General features: G+C 41.6%; 14 protein-coding genes. 7 read left to right on the top strand and 7 right to left on the bottom strand.

Going from position 1 to position 19,932, the window contains the following annotated elements; all coding sequences use genetic code 11:
- Window positions 1–3: 3 nt before the first annotated feature.
- The 4 genes from odhB to argA all read left to right on the top strand — a co-directional run bounded on the left by odhB (window position 4) and on the right by argA (window position 5,251).
- The gene (gene odhB, locus AN213_RS02680) at window positions 4–1,500 is read left to right on the top strand and encodes a 2-oxoglutarate dehydrogenase complex dihydrolipoyllysine-residue succinyltransferase (RefSeq protein ID WP_055197251.1); all 1,497 of its coding nucleotides are present in this window, start codon (window positions 4–6) and stop codon (window positions 1,498–1,500) included.
- Window positions 1,501–1,677: 177 nt separating this feature from the next.
- Window positions 1,678–2,844 carry an ADP-forming succinate--CoA ligase subunit beta gene (gene sucC / locus AN213_RS02675; RefSeq protein ID WP_054561566.1) on the top strand — a complete coding sequence of 389 codons (1,167 nt, stop codon included), beginning with the start codon at window positions 1,678–1,680 and terminating at the stop codon, window positions 2,842–2,844.
- Window positions 2,844–3,716, top strand: a complete 873-nt coding sequence (sucD, locus tag AN213_RS02670) for a succinate--CoA ligase subunit alpha (protein ID WP_054561565.1) — start codon at window positions 2,844–2,846, stop codon at window positions 3,714–3,716. Before sucC ends, sucD begins: the two co-directional genes overlap by 1 nt.
- A gap of 194 nt (window positions 3,717–3,910) precedes the next feature.
- Complete coding sequence (argA, locus tag AN213_RS02665) at window positions 3,911–5,251, top strand: amino-acid N-acetyltransferase (protein ID WP_054561564.1); 1,341 nt, start codon at window positions 3,911–3,913, stop codon at window positions 5,249–5,251.
- 77 nt (window positions 5,252–5,328) lie between these two features.
- Here the strand turns inward: argA and AN213_RS02660 are convergent, their stop codons facing one another.
- A complete protein-coding gene (locus AN213_RS02660; RefSeq protein ID WP_054561563.1) occupies window positions 5,329–6,399 on the bottom strand; it encodes a DUF3083 family protein in 1,071 nt (356 codons plus the stop codon).
- A 228-nt stretch (window positions 6,400–6,627) separates the two neighbouring features.
- Here AN213_RS02660 and glnS point away from each other — a divergent pair, with 228 nt between their 5' ends.
- Window positions 6,628–8,295, top strand: a complete 1,668-nt coding sequence (gene glnS, locus AN213_RS02655; protein ID WP_055197250.1) for a glutamine--tRNA ligase — start codon at window positions 6,628–6,630, stop codon at window positions 8,293–8,295.
- 86 nt (window positions 8,296–8,381) lie between these two features.
- On the opposite strand, the gene AN213_RS02650 is transcribed toward glnS, so the two are convergent.
- Entirely contained in the window at window positions 8,382–10,781 is a 2,400-nt protein-coding gene (locus AN213_RS02650) for a TonB-dependent receptor domain-containing protein (RefSeq protein WP_055197247.1), read from the bottom strand.
- Window positions 10,782–10,935: 154 nt separating this feature from the next.
- Here AN213_RS02650 and AN213_RS02645 point away from each other — a divergent pair, with 154 nt between their 5' ends.
- Window positions 10,936–11,463: a YaeQ family protein gene (locus AN213_RS02645; protein ID WP_055197246.1), complete on the top strand. Its 528-nt coding sequence runs from the start codon at window positions 10,936–10,938 to the stop codon at window positions 11,461–11,463.
- Here AN213_RS02645 and yfaE read toward each other — a convergent pair.
- The 5 genes from yfaE to ubiG form a co-directional block, all read right to left on the bottom strand.
- Window positions 11,460–11,732, bottom strand: a complete 273-nt coding sequence (yfaE, locus tag AN213_RS02640; RefSeq protein WP_055021952.1) for a class I ribonucleotide reductase maintenance protein YfaE — start codon at window positions 11,730–11,732, stop codon at window positions 11,460–11,462. The two genes, AN213_RS02645 and yfaE, sit on opposite strands and share 4 nt — an antisense overlap.
- Window positions 11,732–12,862: a class Ia ribonucleoside-diphosphate reductase subunit beta gene (gene nrdB, locus AN213_RS02635; RefSeq protein ID WP_054561558.1), complete on the bottom strand. Its 1,131-nt coding sequence runs from the start codon at window positions 12,860–12,862 to the stop codon at window positions 11,732–11,734. The genes yfaE and nrdB overlap by 1 nt, the downstream gene beginning before the upstream one ends.
- Before the next feature lie 70 nt (window positions 12,863–12,932).
- A complete protein-coding gene (gene nrdA, locus AN213_RS02630) occupies window positions 12,933–15,218 on the bottom strand; it encodes a class 1a ribonucleoside-diphosphate reductase subunit alpha (RefSeq protein ID WP_055197243.1) in 2,286 nt (761 codons plus the stop codon).
- Between the two features lie 392 nt (window positions 15,219–15,610).
- Window positions 15,611–16,285, bottom strand: a complete 675-nt coding sequence (locus AN213_RS02625; RefSeq protein WP_054561556.1) for an HAD family hydrolase — start codon at window positions 16,283–16,285, stop codon at window positions 15,611–15,613.
- The gene (gene ubiG / locus AN213_RS02620) at window positions 16,285–16,995 is read right to left on the bottom strand and encodes a bifunctional 2-polyprenyl-6-hydroxyphenol methylase/3-demethylubiquinol 3-O-methyltransferase UbiG (protein ID WP_054561555.1); all 711 of its coding nucleotides are present in this window, start codon (window positions 16,993–16,995) and stop codon (window positions 16,285–16,287) included. Before ubiG ends, AN213_RS02625 begins: the two co-directional genes overlap by 1 nt.
- Before the next feature lie 176 nt (window positions 16,996–17,171).
- On the opposite strand from ubiG, the gene gyrA reads away from it, so the two are divergent.
- Entirely contained in the window at window positions 17,172–19,868 is a 2,697-nt protein-coding gene (gene gyrA, locus AN213_RS02615; protein WP_055197241.1) for a DNA topoisomerase (ATP-hydrolyzing) subunit A, read from the top strand.
- The last annotated feature ends 64 nt before the right edge of the window (window positions 19,869–19,932 follow it).

Below are 19,932 nucleotides of genomic sequence, written 5' to 3'. Positions count from 1 at the left end.
GCAATGAGCACAGAAATTAAAGTTCCTGTACTTCCTGAGTCGGTTGCTGATGCTACAGTTGCAACTTGGCACGTAAGTGTTGGCGACAAAGTAAGCCGCGACCAAAACTTAGTAGATATTGAAACAGATAAAGTTGTTTTAGAAGTTGTTGCACCAAATGACGGTGTAATCACTGAAATTTCACAAGAAGAAGGTGCAACGGTACTTGGCGAACAAGTAATTGCATTACTTGGTGATGCAGATGCTGCACCAGCAAGTGACGACTCTGCACCAGCTAAATCAGAAGACGCGCCAGCGGCGCAATCAGCACCAGCATCAGAAGGTAAAGAAGTGGACATTAAAGTACCTGTACTTCCAGAATCAGTCGCAGACGCGACAATTGCTACTTGGCACGTTCAACCAGGTGAAGCGGTAACTCGCGACCAAAACCTTGTTGACATCGAAACTGATAAAGTTGTTCTTGAAGTTGTTGCTCAAGAAGACGGTATCATGGGTGAGCACATTCACGCTGAAGGCGAAACAGTACTTGGTGAGCAAGTAATTGGTACAGTTAAAGCGGGTGCAGCACCGGCAGCAGCTCCAAAAGCTGAAGCAGCACCAGCAAGCGAATCAAATGACAGCTCTGACGTATTAACGCCGTCAGTTCGTCGTTTAATCGCTGAGAAAGGCCTTGATGCATCAAAAATCAAAGGTACTGGCAAAAATGGCCGTGTAACTAAAGAAGATGTTGATACATTCTTAAAAGCACCGGCAGCAGCTCCTAAAGCGGAAGCAGCAGCGCCAGCAGCACCTATGGGTGACCGTACACAAAAACGTGTTCCTATGACTCGTTTACGTAAAACAATCGCTAATCGTCTTCTTGAAGCGAAAAACTCAACTGCAATGTTAACGACTTTCAACGAAGTTAACATGAAGCCAATCATGGACCTTCGTAAGCAGTACCAAGAAGTATTCGAAAAGCGTCACGGTATCCGTTTAGGCTTCATGTCTTTCTACGTGAAAGCAGTTACTGAAGCACTTAAGCGTTTCCCTGAAGTAAATGCGTCTATCGACGGTGATGATATTGTTTATCACAACTACTTCGACATCAGCATCGCGGTTTCTACACCACGTGGTCTTGTTACTCCAGTTCTTAAAGACTGTGACAAGCTATCAGTTGCTGAAATCGAAAAAGGTATCCGTGAGCTTGCGCTTAAAGGTCGTGACGGTAAATTATCACTTGATGATATGACAGGTGGTAACTTCACTATCACTAACGGTGGTGTATTCGGTTCATTACTATCTACACCAATCATCAATTTACCACAGTCTTCAATCTTAGGTATGCACAAAATCCAAGAGCGTCCTATGGCTGTAAATGGTAAAGTTGAAATCTTACCTATGATGTACTTAGCGTTATCTTATGATCACCGCCAAATCGATGGTAAAGAATCAGTAGGTTTCTTAGTAACAATTAAAGAGTTACTTGAAGATCCGACTCGTTTACTACTAGATGTTTAATCTGGTTGTATGAAAACTAAGCTGTGAACCTCGTTCACAGCTTTTTTTTTGCGCCTTTGGTCTAACTGGGGTTTTCATGTGGAGCCTTGGGATTTATACTAAGTGCGCAATTTGGGATAGCTGTTTATTTTGCATAAATATTCAGCTCTTTTAGTATAAAAAATTGGATAAAGCATCATGAATTTGCATGAGTATCAGGCAAAACAACTTTTTGCCGAATATGGTTTACCAGTTTCTCAAGGTTTCGCTTGCGATACACCTGAAGAAGCTGCAGCAGCTGCTGAGAAAATCGGCGGTGATATGTGGGTTGTTAAAACACAGGTTCACGCAGGTGGCCGTGGTAAAGCTGGCGGTGTTAAGCTAGTTAAAACAACTGACGAAGTTAAAGAGTTCGCTGCGAACTGGTTAGGTAAAAACTTAGTTACTTACCAAACAGACGAAAATGGTCAGCCAGTATCAAAAATTCTTGTTGAAAGCTGCACTGACATCGCTAACGAATTATACCTTGGCGCTGTAGTAGATCGTGCTTCTCGTAAAGTTGTTTTCATGGCATCTACTGAAGGTGGTGTTGAAATCGAGCAAGTTGCAGAAGAAACTCCAGAACTAATTCACAAAGCTGAGATCGATCCACTAGTTGGTCCTCAAGCTTATCAAGCTCGTGAGTTAGGCTTCAAACTAGGTTTAAACCCTACTCAAATGAAACAGTTCGTTAAGATCTTCATGGGTCTTGCTAACATGTTCAACGATTTCGATTTCGCTCTATTAGAAATCAACCCGCTAGTAATCACAGACGAAGGTAACCTTCACTGTCTAGACGGTAAAATCGGTGTAGATGGTAACGCGCTTTACCGTCAACCTAAAATCCGTGAAATGCACGATCCTTCACAAGAAGATGCGCGTGAAGCTCACGCTGCAAGCTTTGAGCTTAACTACGTTGCACTAGACGGTAACGTTGGTTGTATGGTTAACGGTGCAGGCCTAGCAATGGGTACTATGGACATCGTAAACCTACACGGTGGCAAGCCAGCTAACTTCCTAGATGTTGGTGGCGGTGCAACTAAAGAGCGTGTATCTGAAGCATTCAAGATCATCTTATCTGACGACAACGTTAAAGCTGTTTTAGTTAACATCTTTGGTGGTATCGTACGTTGTGACATGATCGCAGAAGGTATCATCGGCGCAGTTAAAGAAGTAGGTGTTAACGTTCCTGTAGTAGTACGTTTAGAAGGTACTAACGCTGAACTTGGTCGTGAAGTACTAGCTAGTTCTGACCTTAACATCATCGCTGCTGAATCACTAACAGACGCAGCTGAAAAAGTTGTTGCTGCTGCGGAGGGCAAATAATGTCTGTATTAATCAATAAAGATACAAAAGTTATCTGTCAAGGTTTCACAGGTGGCCAAGGTACTTTCCACTCTGAGCAAGCGCTTGAGTACGGTACACAAATGGTTGGTGGTGTAAGCCCAGGTAAAGGCGGCCAGACGCACCTTGGTCTTCCAGTATTCAACACAGTACGTGACGCTGTTGAAGCAACTGGCGCAACTGCATCAGTTATCTACGTACCAGCACCTTTCTGTAAAGATGCAATCTTAGAAGCTATCGATGCTGGCATCGAGCTAATCGTTTGTATCACTGAAGGTATCCCAACACTAGACATGGTTGACGTTAAAGTTAAGCTTGATGAAACTGGTGTTCGTATGATCGGTCCTAACTGCCCAGGTGTTATCACTCCGGGTGAAACTAAGATCGGTATCATGCCTGGCCACATCCACAAGCCTGGTAAAGTAGGTATCGTATCACGTTCTGGTACTCTTACTTACGAAGCGGTTAAGCAAACTACTGACGCTGGTTTCGGCCAATCAACATGTGTTGGTATCGGTGGTGACCCAATCCCTGGCACTAACTTCATCGACGTTTTAGAAATGTTCGAAAAAGACGAGCAAACTGAAGCTATCGTTATGATCGGTGAAATCGGTGGTACTGCAGAAGAAGAAGCTGCAGAATACATCAAGCACAACGTGACTAAACCAGTTGTTTCTTACATTGCGGGTGTTACTGCACCTCCAGGTAAGCGTATGGGTCACGCTGGTGCAATCATCGCAGGCGGTAAAGGTACTGCTGATGAGAAATTTGCTGCATTAGAAGCTGCTGGCGTAAAAACTGTACGTTCATTAGCTGATATCGGTAATGCACTTAAAGAGAAAACAGGCTGGTAATCAGTTCTAATCTCTTAAAAAAGGCTCGCTTATGCGGGCCTTTTTTGTATCTATCACATCCTTCTACCCGGCAAGAAAATTCCAATCATAAATTAAGAATAATAATGCTTTATTTGTGAATATAAATTCTCTACACTTGTGGCTTGTATATCTGTTTTTATTAAAACATTCGACTTTAATAAGGTAAATATTACGTGCGTACCACAGAATTGGTAGATGGATTTCGCCAGTCAACCCCATACGTTAATGCTCACCGCGGTAAAACATTCGTTGTTATGCTTGGCGGAGAGGCGATCGATCAGTCTGGTTGTCGTAGCATCATCAACGATGTCGCGCTATTAACTAGTCTTGGTATTAAGATTGTTTTAGTGTTTGGTGCTCGCCCACAGTTTAACGCAGCGCTTGAACAAGTTGGCATAACTAGTCAGTTTCATAATGAGATACGGGTAACTGATAACGCAACATTTGATGTGATTAAAAAGGTTGCGGGTGCAATGCAGTTCGATATAACCGCGCGTTTATCTACGTCTTTAAGTAGTACACCTATGTCTGGCTCATTTTTAAATGTGGTGAGTGGCAACTTTGTTATTGCTCAGCCTTTAGGTGTTGATGAAGGTGTTGACTATCATCATTCAGGTAGAGTGAGACGTATCGATGTTGCGGGTATTCGCCACCAGTTAGATAACAACGGAATTGTTCTGCTTGGGCCAATAGCGGCGTCTGTCACAGGTGAAAGCTTTAACTTAACTGCTGAAGAAATCGCTACGCAAGTAGCTCTCAAATTACGCGCCGATAAAATGCTTGGCTTTTGTAAAGAAGCCGGTATTTTGGATGAAAATGGTGAGGCGATTGCAGAGCTAATGCCAAATGAAGCTGAGCAGCTACTAGTAAACTATCGTAAGCAACCAGATTCATGTGTAAGCGCAACCGTATTCTTACAAGCTGCAATTGATGCATGTCGAGGTGGCGTACATCGTTGCCATCTTGTTAGTTACAAAGAAGATGGTGCACTATTACAAGAGCTGTTCTCTTTAGATGGTATTGGTACACAAATCGCTCCGCAAAGCTCTGAGCAATTACGAAGTGCTAGTATTGCTGATATTACCGGAATCATTAACCTTATTAGACCCCTTGAACAGCAAGGCTATTTGGTGCGCCGCTCTCGTGAACAGCTAGAAATTGAAATTGAACAATTTACGGTTATTGAGCGTGATGGTCTTATTATAGCCTGTGCTGCTTTGTATCCGTTTGCCGACGAACAAGTGGGGGAGTTTGCAAGTTTGGCTGTTCACCCTCAGTACCGAGATGCTGATCGCGGCAGTTATCTACTGAGGTTTATTATTAATAAGGCTAAACGTGCGGGTTATTCGCATTTATTTGCTCTCACCACACGAAGCATTCACTGGTTTTTAGAGCAAAGTTTTGAAATAGTGACAGTTGATGAACTACCTGCGAAGAAAAAAGCGCTTTATAACCATGAACGCCGCTCTAAAGTATTGCGTCTAGATTTAACTAAGCTAGGAAATAAGAGGTGACGCATGCGTCACCTCTTATATACCCAAACATCCTCACGGTGCGAGTTTCAGCATCTTGAGGGGGCTTGGTTATACTCTTAATATTGATAGTTAATGTGCTGATAAAAACGCACGCGTAAATCTTGGCGAGTTGGATTAAATGCCAGCTCGTCAGTAACTTCATTTATCGCACTTTGCACTTGATTCATAAACTTACCATAACCAATGTCATGCTTGTCTTTATCGGCTGCGGCAATCACAAAATGTAGTGAATCTACAAGTTGATCTGCATCCCAATACTGTTGTAATTGCACCTGCTCAGAGCTGCAATCAAAGGTTAGTTTTTGCAGTTCGCTGTTACTTTGTGCGTTATCAATATTGCTATTACGAACAATAGGGCGAGTACCGTTAGCGATGAAAGCGCCGAGTGTTAATCCGCGTTTATCACATGCTCGTTTGAATGCATCAAAGATATATTGATAAAACTGCGTATAATTCTCTTCGTTCAGCATATGCTGAAATTGCGTTTTAATGGCTCGGGTTACTGGAATCGAAAACCCAGCGTATGTCATCTCACTGTGTTCATTTGGTAAATGACATTGGCGAGACTGGTAACGTGGATATAAGCTACGTAATTTATAGCCATAGCTTTCTTTGTGACCTTTAGCCTTAGCAAATAAATCATAAGTTAGGTGTTGGTGGTCACGAATTTTAAGAGGTGGTTGGCCGCTTAGTAGTTTTTCTTGTAGTGAGTTGATCACTCTTTGCACATTATGATGAAAACTAGCCGCATGAGCGCGAATATCTTCACCGGTCGCTAAGAATAATAAACGAATTTTTTTGCATTTTTGCTCACCATCAGCAAATACATTATGTGCTTCATGGTATTGTGGGTTATAGAAAAACAAAATTTGCTTAGCGGTTTCTAAGCTATATGCCTCATCATGGTAACGAACCACTGGCAGTTTATCGTTGGCGATTAGGTGTACATTATGTAATTCATACTCATCACATAGTGCAAATAACTCCCTTGCAAGACGCTTATAAGCACAGCTCACATTGGTGAACTGGGCAAAAAACTCATCAGTAGGTTTAAATTCAACTAACACATACTGGTTTGCACGTGCTGAGCTTGGAATATAGACTCGATGTTGATTGAGCGAAGCCATCTTTTTTCCTTATTGGTAGTGAAACTGACGGCACTATATCGCTAGTCAATGATCATTTTATTGCGTTAGAACAATTTTTTTACCGATTTTGTCGAGTCTGTGAACTATGTATTCAACATTCGACGTAATATCTTCAATAAACATGATGCAACCACTGTATGTTAGGGTTTGTTTTTGTAATAATGCATTAGTTTTGTCACCATGCAATATTCAGAGGATTATGCTCCTATGGCGGAAATTGAGAATCGCCCAAGTAACTTTATTAGAACGCGTATCGACGAAGATCTAGCAAGCGGTAAGCATGCGACTACACACACGCGTTTTCCACCAGAACCAAACGGTTTTTTACACATTGGTCATGCAAAGTCTATTTGTTTAAATTTTGGTATCGCCCAAGATTATCAAGGTCTTTGTAACTTACGTTTTGATGATACGAATCCAGAAAAAGAAGACATCAACTACGTAAACTCGATTAAAGAAGATGTGCAATGGTTAGGTTTCCAGTGGGATGGCGAAATTAAATATTCATCTAACTATTTCGATGCATTATATGGCTATGCTGTTGAGCTTATCGAAAAAGGCCTAGCATATGTGTGTTTCTTATCGCCAGATCAAGCCCGTGAATACCGTGGTACTTTAAAAGAGCCAGGTAAAAACAGCCCATACCGTGATACGCCAGTTGAAGAAAACCTAGCGTTATTCGAAAAAATGCGTAATGGCGAATTCAAAGAAGGTGAGTGTGTACTGCGTGCTAAAATTGATATGGCAAGCTCATTCATGGTACTGCGTGATCCGATTATTTACCGTGTACGTTTTGCTCATCACCACCAAACTGGTGACAAGTGGTGCATTTACCCAATGTACGACTTCACGCACTGTATTTCAGATGCGCTAGAAGGTATTACACATTCATTATGTACGCTTGAGTTCCAAGATAACCGTCGCTTATACGATTGGGTATTAGATAACATCAGCCTTGAGTGTCATCCGCAACAAATCGAGTTCTCACGATTAAATCTTGAGTACACCATTATGTCTAAGCGTAAATTAAACGACTTAGTGGTAAATGGTCATGTTGAAGGCTGGGACGACCCACGTATGCCAACGATTGCTGGTTTACGTCGTCGTGGTTATACACCTGCATCAGTACGTGAGTTCTGTTCTCGTATCGGTATCACTAAACAAGAGAACATGGTTGAAATGGGTATGCTAGAAGCCTGTATCCGTGAAGACCTAAATGAGCATGCACCTCGTGCAATGGCTGTTCTTGATCCTGTGAAGATTGTTATCGAAAACTATGACGCAGATAAAGTAGAAACGTTATCCGTAGCTAATCACCCGAATAAAGAAGAGATGGGTCGCCGTGACGTACCTTTCACTCGTGAACTTTATATCGAGCGTGAAGACTTCCGTGAAGAAGCAAACAATAAGTTTAAGCGTTTAGTTCTTGATAAAGAAGTACGTTTACGTGGTGCTTATGTAATTAAAGCTGAGCACGTTGAAAAAGACGAAAACGGCGAAATTACGACTATCTTCTGCTCTTATGATCCTGAAACTCTGGGTAAAAACCCAAGCGATGGCCGTAAAGTTAAAGGTGTAATTCACTGGGTATCAGCGAGTGAATCTATCACAGCTGAAGTTCGTTTATACGACCGTTTATTTAACGTGCCAAACCCAGCGGCAGCAGAAGACTTTAACGCAACACTAAACCCTGAATCACTTGTGGTTCTTGAAAATGCGAAAGTTGAGCCATCACTTGCAAATGCACAAGCAGAGCAGGGCTTCCAGTTTGAGCGTACAGGTTACTTCTGTCGTGATAGCAAAGCAGAAACCTTAGTATTCAATCAAACTGTGGGTCTTCGTGATTCATGGGCAAAGATTGAACAAAAGGGCTAATAGCTAATTTTACTTAGTTTCTATGCTTAATAAAAAACCCTTTCACTTTAAAAGTGAAAGGGTTTTTTTATAACTATTAAAAGCGATTAGAAATAACCGCGAATACCCAAGCTGAAGTTACGACCAGGTAGTGGTGCTTTTTCTTTAATGAATGAGCTGTGTACGAAACCAAGTTCATCGGTCAAGTTGTCAACATTGATGTAAAGCTGTGTATCAACAGGACCTAAGTCAAGTTGGTAGTTAGCTGATGCATCAAATAGGGTATAGCCGTCAGTTTTTGTCTCGTAAGCTGTAATGTCAGACTGCTCAAAATAATGAGTACCGGTTAGGCTAAACTTCCAATCAGACACTGTGTACTGTAATTCAGAACCCAGTTTATTAGCAGGGATACGAGGTAAGTAACCTTCATCATCTTTTAGCTTAGCCGTTGTTGAATCACCAAACACTTTAACTAGCGCACTTGGCGTCACTTGATAATGTACGTCAAACTCAATACCGTATAATTTCGCATCTTTACTTGTAAATTGGTAAACCGCCATTGCATCTTCATCTGCATCAGCTGCTGATTCTAAGCCATGCTCTTCATCAAAAACTAAACCGGTGTTTTGCTGGTAGTAATAGTTTTCAATGTCGTTATAGAAGAAGTTAACTGTGTAACCAAAGTCACCAATAAAGCGGCGGAAACTTAAATCAAAGTTCGTTGCAGTTTCTTGCTCGATATCTTCTGGCTCAAAATGAATTTCGCCATCTTCAATATGATAACCAAGACCTAGCTCGTAAGTGCCTGTTGCGATATGAATGCCGTTTGATAGTAATTCCGCACTTAGTGGCGCACGTTCTGAACGAGATACACTTAAAGCAACACTTTGGCCTTCTTGATATTGCCAAATTGCACCTGCAGATAAGCTTAAGTTTGTGAAATCTTCACTGTAGTTAATGATTTCAGCTTCTTCTTCGTCATGGTGCTCTTCTTCCTCTTCATGATCGTGATGATGCTCAGCCATGCTTACAGCAGAGTCGATTTGGTAATCTTCAAGGCGTGCACCTAGCTCAACGGTCACATCACCGAACTGGCGTTCTTCAAGAACGAATAACGCGTTTGTTTTAGTAACACTTGCTGGCGTAAAGGCTTCTTCACCATCTGCATCATAGTCAGACTCAGTGTAGTGATAACCAGCCATACCGTGCCAAAGGCCTAACTTGTGCTCAACAGTTGCACGTGCTTCGGTTGTTTTGTTTGTAAACACCGTGCCCACTGCACCATCTTCAATTTCAGCGTGTTTGTAGTCAGTGTAGCCAACGCGTAGTGAGATATTTTCAATCCAGTTATCATGAAGTGCATAGCTCATGTAACCTTGCCAGCGGTCTTGCTCTAGCTGTGCAAATACTGATTCTTCGTGCTCTTCTTCACCTTCATGTTCATCATGATCTTCCTCTTCTTCATGATGATGATGCTCATGAGCAGGAATGCCATAATCTGTTTCGATGCGACCGAATGACACACCTAGCGTTAGGTGATCGCCTACGTAACTAGTACCAAAGTTAACTGTTTGGCTATCGATAAAGGTGTTTTCTACGCTATTAGCTGTTTCGTGTTCTTCATGCTCTTCACCTTCATGCTCCTCATGTTCCTCAGCAAGCTCGAAGTTTGGTGTGTCATAATCGTGACCTTTGCGCTTTGTACCATCGAAATGGAAGTTGAAACCATCATTACCGGTTTCAAGTTTTGCAGCATAAGTGTTTGTATTTGATACTGTATCGTGTGTGTATTGTGCAGCACCGGTTAAAGACTCGATGTTATCGGTAGGAATACGGTTATCAACAACGTTCACCACACCACCGATAGCGCCAGAGCCATAAAGTAGGGTAGCAGGGCCGCGAAGTACTTCGATTTGCTCTGCTGCTAGGCTGTCATTTGATGTTGCGTGGTCAGGGCCGATACGAGATGCATCACTGCTATCAAGGCCATTTTGGGTGATCTTCACACGCGGACCATCTAAACCACGAATAATAGGGCTTGATGAAACTGGGCCAAAGTAGCTAGCATTAACGCCCGGTAAACCTTTTAGTGTTTCCCCTAATGTCGGTTTTGCTTTGTCTTTTAACTCATCACCGGCTAAAACATTCACAGGCGAAATCATTTCAAGACTATTTTTATGAAGTGCTGATGCATAAACAACAACAGTTTCAACCGATGTTGGTGTAAGCGTAACAACAACATTTTGGTCTTCGCCATTAATAGCAACACGCTTATCGATGAAATTGTTTTTACTGATGTGAAGCTGACCTTTATTGTCTACATCAATTTTAAACTGACCTTGTTTGTCAGTGACAACGCTTTGTGATTTGCCGTGTACATGTATTTCAGCATTGCTGATAGGTTGTTGGTTTTTATCTAATACTTGACCTGTGATCACAGCAGCCATTGTTGATTGAGAAAACAGCGCAGCGGCAACAGCACTAGAAAGAATTGAAACTTGTTTCATCATTACTACTTCTAAGTTTGTTGTTGAGTGTGGTGATATAATATAACACTGCAATTTTTTAACTGCAATAACGTTATACTATAACTTTACCTTAAGTCGCGATTTTAACACCATACACTATACTTAGACTGTTACACTGAGATGGCCAAATCTTATGTCTGATAAAAATAGGGTATTCAAAGCAAATTTTACCATTGCTGATTTAAGAGAGCATCGTAATCACAAAGAGGTGTTTACCACTGCTTGTGACCGTCGTGAAAGCTATCAACACTTTGTACTCAAGCTTTTAAGTTATTGCTTATTTTCACACAACGAAACAGCCATATTGAATGCAAGGTTCAGTCATGCTGAACCAGATGTATCAATAAAAGCGCTTGATGACCATTATCAAACATGGCTTGCTGTTGACCAACCGGATATTTTACAGCTCAACAAAATTGCAAAGCGGGTTGATGAGCTATGGGTCGTGACAACCTTAAATAATGATTGGCTTAAAGAAAATGAACACCAGTTAGAACTTATCAATAATGGTCATTTAATTGCGTTTGATGACAATTTCATTGAGCAATTAGCGAGTCATCTAACTAAAAACTTACAATGGGATGTTACGATTGATCAGCAAATGGTGAGTGTGTCAGATAAAGAAAATTTCTACCAAACCAGTGAGCTTATTTGGCATTAAAGCTCAATTTTTATCTTTCCATTGGGTTTACTACAACACAGCAACACTTCGCCTGTGCGAACGAACGCAAGCGGCTCTTGATTGTAGCTCACATCACCTTCGACTAATTTTGCACGGCAAGCGCCACAATAACCTTCACGGCATTGGTAGGGTACATCTATTTTGTTTTGTTCTAGGCATTCAAGGAGAGATGAACAGCCAGAATCAAATTCAAGATTCTGGCTGTCTGTTCCTGCAAGGATAACCTCTGCAGTGTTGTTTGAGCTCATTACAGGTCGAAGTCACCAAAGTCAGATGCATCAACTTGAGAGTCAATTTGACCAACAAGGTAAGAGCTGATTTCAGCTTCTTGTGGAGCAACTTGAACGTTGTCTGATACTAACCAAGAGTTGATCCAAGGAATAGGGTTACTCTTACTTTCGAACTGTGCAGGTAGGCCTACCGCAGTCATACGTGCATTAGTGATGTATTCAACGTATTGGCATAAGATATCTTTGTTAAGACCAATCATAGAACCATCTTTGAACAGGTATTCTGCCCAATCTTTTTCTTGTTCTGCTGCTTCAACAAACATCTGAATTGCTTCTTCACGACATTGTGCTGCAACGATTGCCATTTCTGGGTCGTCTTTACCTTCTTGCATAATGTTCAAGATGTGCTGTGTACCAGATAAGTGTAACGCTTCATCACGGGCGATTAGCTTGATGATTTTTGCATTACCTTCCATTAATTCACGCTCAGCGAAAGCAAATGAACAAGCAAAGCTTACATAGAAACGAATCGCTTCTAAGATGTTAACCGACATCATTGCTAGGTAAAGTTGCTTTTTAAGGTCAAATAAGCTGATTTTAACTTCTTCACCGTTGATCACATGTTTACCTTCACCGTATAGGTTGTAAACAGAAATCATGCTGATTAAATCATCGTAGTACTTAGTTACCGCATCAGCACGCTCACTGATTTTTTCGTTGCTTACGATATCGTCAAAGATAAGTTCAGGAGATTGCGTAACGTTACGGATAATGTGTGTGTATGAACGGCTGTGAATAGTTTCACTGAACGCCCATGTTTCAATCCAAGTTTCTAGCTCAGGAATAGACACAATAGGTAGTAACGCAACGTTAGGCGAACGACCTTGCACACTATCAAGTAGCGTTTGATATTTTAAGTTGCTTAAAAAGATGTGCTTTTCGTGCTCTGGTAACGCTTGGAAGTCAAGACGGTCTTTACTTACATCAACTTCTTCAGGACGCCAAAAGAACGAAAGTTGCTTTTCAATTAGCTTTTCGAAGATAGGGTACTTTTGTTGGTCGTAACGTGACACGTTTACCGTTTGGCCGAAAAACATCGGTTCTTGTAATTGGTTATTATGATTTCGGCTAAAAGTTGTATATGACATAGTGATTTCTCAAAAAACAGTCAGGACAAAGCGGGCTAATGAGCCCGCTTTTGTTATGTTATTAATTTAATTAGATTTTACAAGCGCCGCCTGCACAACCGTCATCTTCTACCTCTGGTGTTAACTCATCTTGAGAGTCTGATGCACCATCACGTGTGTTGTGATAGTACAGGGTTTTAACACCAAGTTTATACGCAGTCAGTAGGTCTTTTAATAGCACCTTCATAGGTACTTTACCGCCTTCGTACTTAGATGGATCATAGTTAGTGTTTGCAGAGATCGTTTGGTCAACGAATTTTTGCATAATACCAACAAGTTGTAGGTAACCATCGTTTGAAGGAATATCCCACAGTAGCTCGTAGTTATCTTTCAGATTTTCATAATCTGGCACTACTTGCTTTAAGATACCATCTTTACTTGCTTTAACGCTGATATGACCACGTGGTGGTTCAATACCATTTGTTGCGTTAGAGATTTGCGATGATGTCTCTGAAGGCATTAGGGCAGATAGCGTAGAGTTACGCATACCGTGCTCTTTAATGCTTTCGCGTAATGAGTCCCAATCTAAGTGAAGCGGCTCTTCACAGAACTGATCTAGGTCACGCTTGTAAGTATCTGTTGGCATAATGCCTTGAGAATACGTTGTCTCGTTAAATTTAGGACACGCACCACGTTCTTTCGCTAACTCATTTGATGCTTTCATTAGATAATATTGAATTGCTTCAAATGTTTTGTGAGTTAGGGCATTTGCGCTGCCATCTGAGTAACGCTTACCATTTTTCGCTAAGTAGTACGCGTAGTTAATAACACCAATACCTAGCGTACGACGACCCATAGTTGCGTTTTTCGCCGCAGGAACAGGGTAGTCTTGGAAATCAAGTAAGTTATCAAGAGCACGTACTGCAAGTTCAGCAAGTTCCTCTAATTCGTCAAGTGATTCAATTGCACCTAAGTTAAACGCCGACAGCGTACAAAGTGCAATTTCACCTTCTTCATCCATTACATTGGTAAGTGGCTTAGTTGGTAATGCAATTTCTAAACATAAGTTAGATTGACGAATTGGTGCCACAGTCGAGATGAACGGGCTGTGCGTATTACAGTGGTCAACGTTTTGTAAGTAGATACGACCTGTGCTCGCACGCTCTTGTGCAAACATTGAGAATAACTCAATCGCCTTAATACGTTTTTTACGAATTGACTCGTCTTGCTCGTATTTGATGTATAGCTCATCAAACTTTGCTTGATCTTCAAAGAACGCATCGTATAGACCTGGTACATCTGAAGGGCTAAATAATGTGATGTAATCGTCTTTGATTAAACGGCTATACATTAATTTGTTGAACTGCACACCGTAGTCAAGGTGACGTACACGGTTATCATCAACACCACGGTTGTTCTTAAGAACAAGTAGGTTTTCAACTTCTAAGTGCCAAAGTGGGTAGAACAACGTTGCTGCGCCGCCACGAACACCACCTTGTGAACAGCTCTTAACTGCTGTTTGGAAGTGCTTATAAAACGGAATACAACCTGTGTGGTACGCTTCGCCGTTACGAATAGGGCTACCAAGGGCACGAATGCGACCGGCATTAATACCAATACCGGCACGTTGTGAAACGTATTTAACAATCGCAGACGATGTTGCATTAATAGAATCTAGGCTATCACCACATTCAATAAGTACACATGAGCTGAACTGACGTGTAGGAGTACGTACACCTGCCATAATAGGTGTAGGTAATGAAATTTTGAATGTAGATACTGCATCATAAAAACGCTTGATGTAATCAAGACGTGTCTCTTTTGGATAATCAGAGAATAAGCTTGCAGCCACTAAGATATATAAAAACTGTGCACTTTCGTAGATTTCACCAGTAACACGGTTTTGAACTAAATACTTACCTTCAAGTTGCTTTACAGCAGCGTAGCTGAAGTTTAAGTCACGGTTGTGATCGATGTAAGCATCTAACTCGTCAATTTCTTGCTCGGTATAATCAACAAGTAGGTGTTGATCATAACGCTTGTCTTCAACTAATTTAGTGATGTGATCGTATAAGCGTGGTGGCTCAAATTGACCGTACGCTTTTTTACGTAAATGGAATACAGCTAAGCGAGCAGCTAGGTATTGGTAATCAGGCGTATCTTTAGAGATCTGATCAGCTGCAGCTTTGATGATTGTTTCATGAATGTCATCGGTACGAATGCCGTCATAAAATTGAATATGTGATTTTAATTCAACTTGTGAGACAGACACATTCTCTAGACCTTCTGCGGCCCAAGCGATCACGCGATGGATCTTATCTAGATCAAGTGACTCTTTACGGCCGTCACGTTTGCTTACAGATAGCTGTTGGTTCATAGTTTTGCCTGTATTCCTTGGGAAATTATAGTTGTAAAGACAAAGGTATTCTTTATGTAATTATTATTATTAAACGCCAGGGTGATCTAATTGAATAACATTTAGCCACAATATCTGGTGTTGTTTAAATTGCAGATCACAAGATAGTGTGGTCTGCGCTGTTTTGCAAGGGATAGAATTGCCCCATTTTGTGGATAACTATTGGATAAACGCATTGTGTTAGTGACCATTAACCTTTGAACATTCATAGACGACGAAATTTGTAGAAATCAACAAAAGATCCAGAAAATTTACCGTTTTTAAAAATAAATTTTGACTGATTTTTTTATCATCAATGAATGCTCAAAAGTAAATCAAATCACAATATATGGTGTTTAAGTTATCAAATAACACTATATATGGTTAAAACCATCTATTGGCGTTTGCCAATTGAAATCCGCTTGCCAGCCAAGTGCAGCGTCTACACTGGGTATATAACCCCATAACGCTGTTGCGCTGTACATATTGGCCGCTTTTGCAGCTTGAATATCACGTTCAGCATCACCGATATACAAACAACGGCTCGGATCAACATCTAAGATCTCAGCAGTGTGTAATAGTGGATCCGGTGATGGTTTTGACACAGCTAATGTATCGCCACTCACAACTGCCTTTGCATCACGCAAAGAGGGAATAGCCTGCACTAAGGGCTCAGTTAAAAAGCCGGGCTTATTAGTCATAATGCCCCACTTAATATTGTTTTGCTCAAGTGCAATTAAAAGCTGTTCTATGCCATTGAAACATTTACTGTGCACAGCAATATCTTCGGCGTAGTAGTCAAGAAGCTGCTGGCGCAAGGCGAGTTGTTCAAGTTCGGGCCATTTATCCCCAAACCCTACTTCTAATAATGCATTTGCACCGTTAGACGCAGCAGGGCGATAAACATGCTCAGCAACAGGCGCCACATTGGCATCTGCTAACACGCGGTTCAATGCGCCACCTAAGTCATCTGCGGTATCGAGTAGTGTGCCATCTAAATCAAAGATAAAAGCATCAAAATCGATAGAGGGTGTTTGTACACCACTCATCAGGCTAGTTTCTCAAAGTGGAGGATGTAATTAACACTTACATCATCATTTAAGCTGTACTGCTTAGAAAACGGGTTATAGTTAAGGCCGGTACTGGCGCGTACTTTTAATCCCGCTTCTTCTGCCCATGCAATAAGCTGTGCAGGTTTGATGAACTTTTTATGGTCATGAGTACCTTCAGGAACCATCTTTAAAAGCTTTTCAGCACCGACAATAGCAAACAAATAAGCTTTTGGTGTTTTATTTAATGTTGAAAAGAATACATCGGCGCCCGGTTTAGCAAGCTTTGCTACAGCACGAATAATAGAAGCAGGATCTGGAACATGCTCAAGCATTTCCATACAGGTCACAACATCAAAGCGAGCAGGGTGCTCAGCAGCAAATTGCTCTGCAGGTACCTTTATATAATCAACAGGTACGCCTGTTTCTAAACTATGTAACTTAGCAACGGTAAGTGGCTCTTGGCCCATATCGATGCCGGTTACTTTAGCGCCCATCCGCGCCATACTTTCACTTAAGATGCCGCCACCACAGCCAACATCTAAGGTTTCCTTATCAAATAAGCCGCCTACTTTATCAGCGACAAAATCCAAGCGAAGAGGATTTATTTCATGAAGGGGTTTGAACTCTCCATCGCGGTCCCACCAACGTTCTGCGATGGCTTCAAACTTTGCAATTTCTGCATTATCTACATTTTGATGCTCGGTCATAAAAAACTTCCTCGTTAATCTGAGGCCATTATATAGGGGGAAATTAATAAATCGCAAAGATTTAGCGCCTGTAAATCTAAATAAATTGTGATAGCATGGTCTGGAAATAATAACTAAAGCTCTTAAGACGGCGGTTTGCCTCTTAATGAGTCAATACTGAAGGAATGTGAAATCAAATGACTGATCTCGCCAATGAAATTCTGCCAGTCAATATTGAAGATGAATTAAAAAACTCCTACCTTGATTACGCGATGAGTGTAATCGTAGGACGTGCATTGCCAGACGTACGTGACGGCTTAAAGCCAGTTCACCGCCGCGTTCTGTTTGCCATGAACGAACTCAATAATGATTGGAATAAACCTTACAAGAAATCAGCACGTGTTGTTGGTGATGTAATCGGTAAGTACCACCCACATGGCGACAGCGCGGTATATGACACCATCGTTCGTATGGCGCAGCCTTTCTCATTACGCTACATGCTTGTTGACGGCCAAGGTAACTTTGGTTCTGTTGACGGTGACTCTGCGGCAGCAATGCGTTATACGGAAGTCCGTATGGCGAAAATGTCACATGAATTATTAGCTGATTTAGAAAAAGAAACGGTTGATTACGTACCGAACTACGACGGTACTGAGCAAATTCCTGACGTATTACCTACTAAAGTACCTAACTTATTAGTAAATGGTTCTTCGGGTATCGCGGTTGGTATGGCGACTAACATTCCACCTCATAACTTAACAGAAGTTATCAATGGTTGTTTAGCGCTTATTCAAAACCCTGATATGTCAATTGCTGACCTTATTGAATATATCCCGGGTCCAGATTTCCCGACTGCGGCGATTATCAATGGTAAAAAAGGCATTGAGCAAGCGTACTTAACCGGTCGTGGTAAAGTATATATCCGTGCTCGCGCTGAAATCGAAGTTGACGAAAAAACCGGTCGTGAAACAATCATCGTTCACGAAATCCCTTATCAAGTTAACAAAGCACGCCTTATTGAAAAGATCGCAGAGCTTGTTAAAGATAAGAAGATTGAAGGTATTAGTGCACTACGTGATGAATCAGATAAAGACGGTATGCGTATCGTTATCGAAATCAAACGTGGTGATGTTGGTGAAGTAATCTTAAACAACCTATATGCACAAACTCAGTTACAAACTGTGTTTGGTATGAACATGGTTGCACTAGATAACAACCAACCTAAGTGTTTCAACCTAAAAGAAATGCTTGAAGCGTTTATCGTGCACCGTCGTGAAGTTGTTACACGTCGAACTGTATTCGATTTACGTAAAGCCCGTGACCGTGCTCACACGCTTGAAGGCCTCGCGATTGCCCTTGCGAATATCGACCCAATTATCGAACTTATTCGTAAGTCACCAACACCAGCAGAAGCAAAAGCTGCACTAACAGCACGTCCTTGGGAACTAGGCACTGTTAAAGCGATGCTTGAAAAAGCGGGTGAAGATAACGTAGCACGTCCTGATTGGTTAGCGGCTGATCTAGGTATCCGTGACGGTCAGTACTATCTATCTGAGCAACAAGCACAGGCAATTCTAGACCTACGTTTACACAAACTAACAGGTCTTGAGCATGAGAAGATCTTAGACGAGTACCAAAACTTACTTGATCTAATTGCTGAGCTTTTACACATTCTTTCAAGCCCAGAGCGTCTAATGGAAGTTATCCGCGATGAGCTTGTAGAAATTAAAGAGCAATATGGTGACGAACGTCGTACTGAAATCAGTGCAGCTGCTCACGATATTAGCCTTGAAGACCTAATCAATGAAGAAGACGTTGTCGTAACGCTTTCTCACGAAGGTTACGTTAAGTATCAACCATTATCGGATTACGAAGCACAGCGTCGTGGTGGTAAAGGCAAATCAGCAACGAAGATGAAAGATGAAGACTTCATCGAACGTCTATTAGTTGCTAACACGCACGATACAATCTTATGTTTCTCAACAGCAGGTCGCTTATACTGGTTGAAAGTATATCAGTTACCATTAGCAAGCCGTGCAGCGCGTGGCAAGCCAATTGTTAACTTATTACCACTTGAAGCTGATGAACGTATTACTGCTATCTTACCAGTACGTGAGTACGAAGAAGATAAATTCATCTTCATGGCAACTGCGTTTGGTACAGTTAAGAAAACACCACTTACAGCATACAGCCGTCAACGTGCGAGCGGTATCATCGCTGTTAACTTAAATGAAGGCGATAGCCTAATTGGTGTTGATATCACTGATGGCACGAATGAAATCATGCTATTCACTGATGCTGGTAAAGTTGTTCGCTTTAAAGAAGCAGAAGAGTCAGAAGTTGTTGATGAAAACGGTAACCCAGTTCTAGACGAAAACGGTAACCCAGAAATCCGCTTCAAAGGTGTACGTCCAATGGGTCGTACAGCAACAGGTGTTCGTGGTATTAAGATGGCTGACGACCAACGCGTTGTGTCGTTAATCGTACCTAAGTCAGATGGTGCAATCCTAACTGTGACAGAAAACGGTTACGGTAAGCGTACTGCACTTGAAGATTACCCATCGAAGAGCCGTGCAACACAAGGTGTTGTATCAATCAAAGTAAGCGAGCGTAATGGCGCTGTGGTTGGTGCAGTACAAGTTGACGATAACGACGAAATCATGATTATCTCTAATCGCGGTACCTTAGTACGTACCCGTGTAAACGAGGTTTCTACGGTTGGTCGTAATACTCAAGGCGTTATTTTGATACGAACTATTGACGAAGAGCAAGTAGTTGGTTTACAACGTATCGAAGAAATCGAAGTTGATGAGCTTGAAGCCATCGAAGGCGAGGCCGTTGAAGTAGTCGATACCAATACTGAAGAAACGGGTGATAACCCACCTTCAGAATAACATTGATTTAAAAAGCGGCTTCGGCCGCTTTTTTTATCCGCACTATAATTACTGGAATGAGGCA

The sequence above is a fragment of the Pseudoalteromonas sp. P1-8 genome (assembly GCF_001399985.1).
Classification (GTDB): domain Bacteria; phylum Pseudomonadota; class Gammaproteobacteria; order Enterobacterales; family Alteromonadaceae; genus Pseudoalteromonas.
The sequence above is the reverse complement of the archived record's forward strand: the minus strand, read 5'-3'. Positions and strand labels throughout refer to the sequence as shown.

Excerpts from the sequence above, each read along its gene's own strand:
- odhB (WP_055197251.1), top strand. The coding sequence starts at position 4 with ATGAGCACAGAAATTAAAGTTCCTGTACTTCCTGAGTCGGTTGCTGAT.
- sucC (WP_054561566.1), top strand. The coding sequence starts at position 1,678 with ATGAATTTGCATGAGTATCAGGCAAAACAACTTTTTGCCGAATATGGT.
- sucD (WP_054561565.1), top strand. The coding sequence starts at position 2,844 with ATGTCTGTATTAATCAATAAAGATACAAAAGTTATCTGTCAAGGTTTC.
- AN213_RS02660 (WP_054561563.1), bottom strand. The coding sequence starts at position 6,399 with ATGGCTTCGCTCAATCAACATCGAGTCTATATTCCAAGCTCAGCACGT.
- glnS (WP_055197250.1), top strand. The coding sequence starts at position 6,628 with ATGGCGGAAATTGAGAATCGCCCAAGTAACTTTATTAGAACGCGTATC.
- AN213_RS02650 (WP_055197247.1), bottom strand. The coding sequence starts at position 10,781 with ATGAAACAAGTTTCAATTCTTTCTAGTGCTGTTGCCGCTGCGCTGTTT.
- AN213_RS02645 (WP_055197246.1), top strand. The coding sequence starts at position 10,936 with ATGTCTGATAAAAATAGGGTATTCAAAGCAAATTTTACCATTGCTGAT.
- yfaE (WP_055021952.1), bottom strand. The coding sequence starts at position 11,732 with ATGAGCTCAAACAACACTGCAGAGGTTATCCTTGCAGGAACAGACAGC.
- nrdB (WP_054561558.1), bottom strand. The coding sequence starts at position 12,862 with ATGTCATATACAACTTTTAGCCGAAATCATAATAACCAATTACAAGAA.
- nrdA (WP_055197243.1), bottom strand. The coding sequence starts at position 15,218 with ATGAACCAACAGCTATCTGTAAGCAAACGTGACGGCCGTAAAGAGTCA.
- AN213_RS02625 (WP_054561556.1), bottom strand. The coding sequence starts at position 16,285 with ATGAGTGGTGTACAAACACCCTCTATCGATTTTGATGCTTTTATCTTT.
- ubiG (WP_054561555.1), bottom strand. The coding sequence starts at position 16,995 with ATGACCGAGCATCAAAATGTAGATAATGCAGAAATTGCAAAGTTTGAA.
- gyrA (WP_055197241.1), top strand. The coding sequence starts at position 17,172 with ATGACTGATCTCGCCAATGAAATTCTGCCAGTCAATATTGAAGATGAA.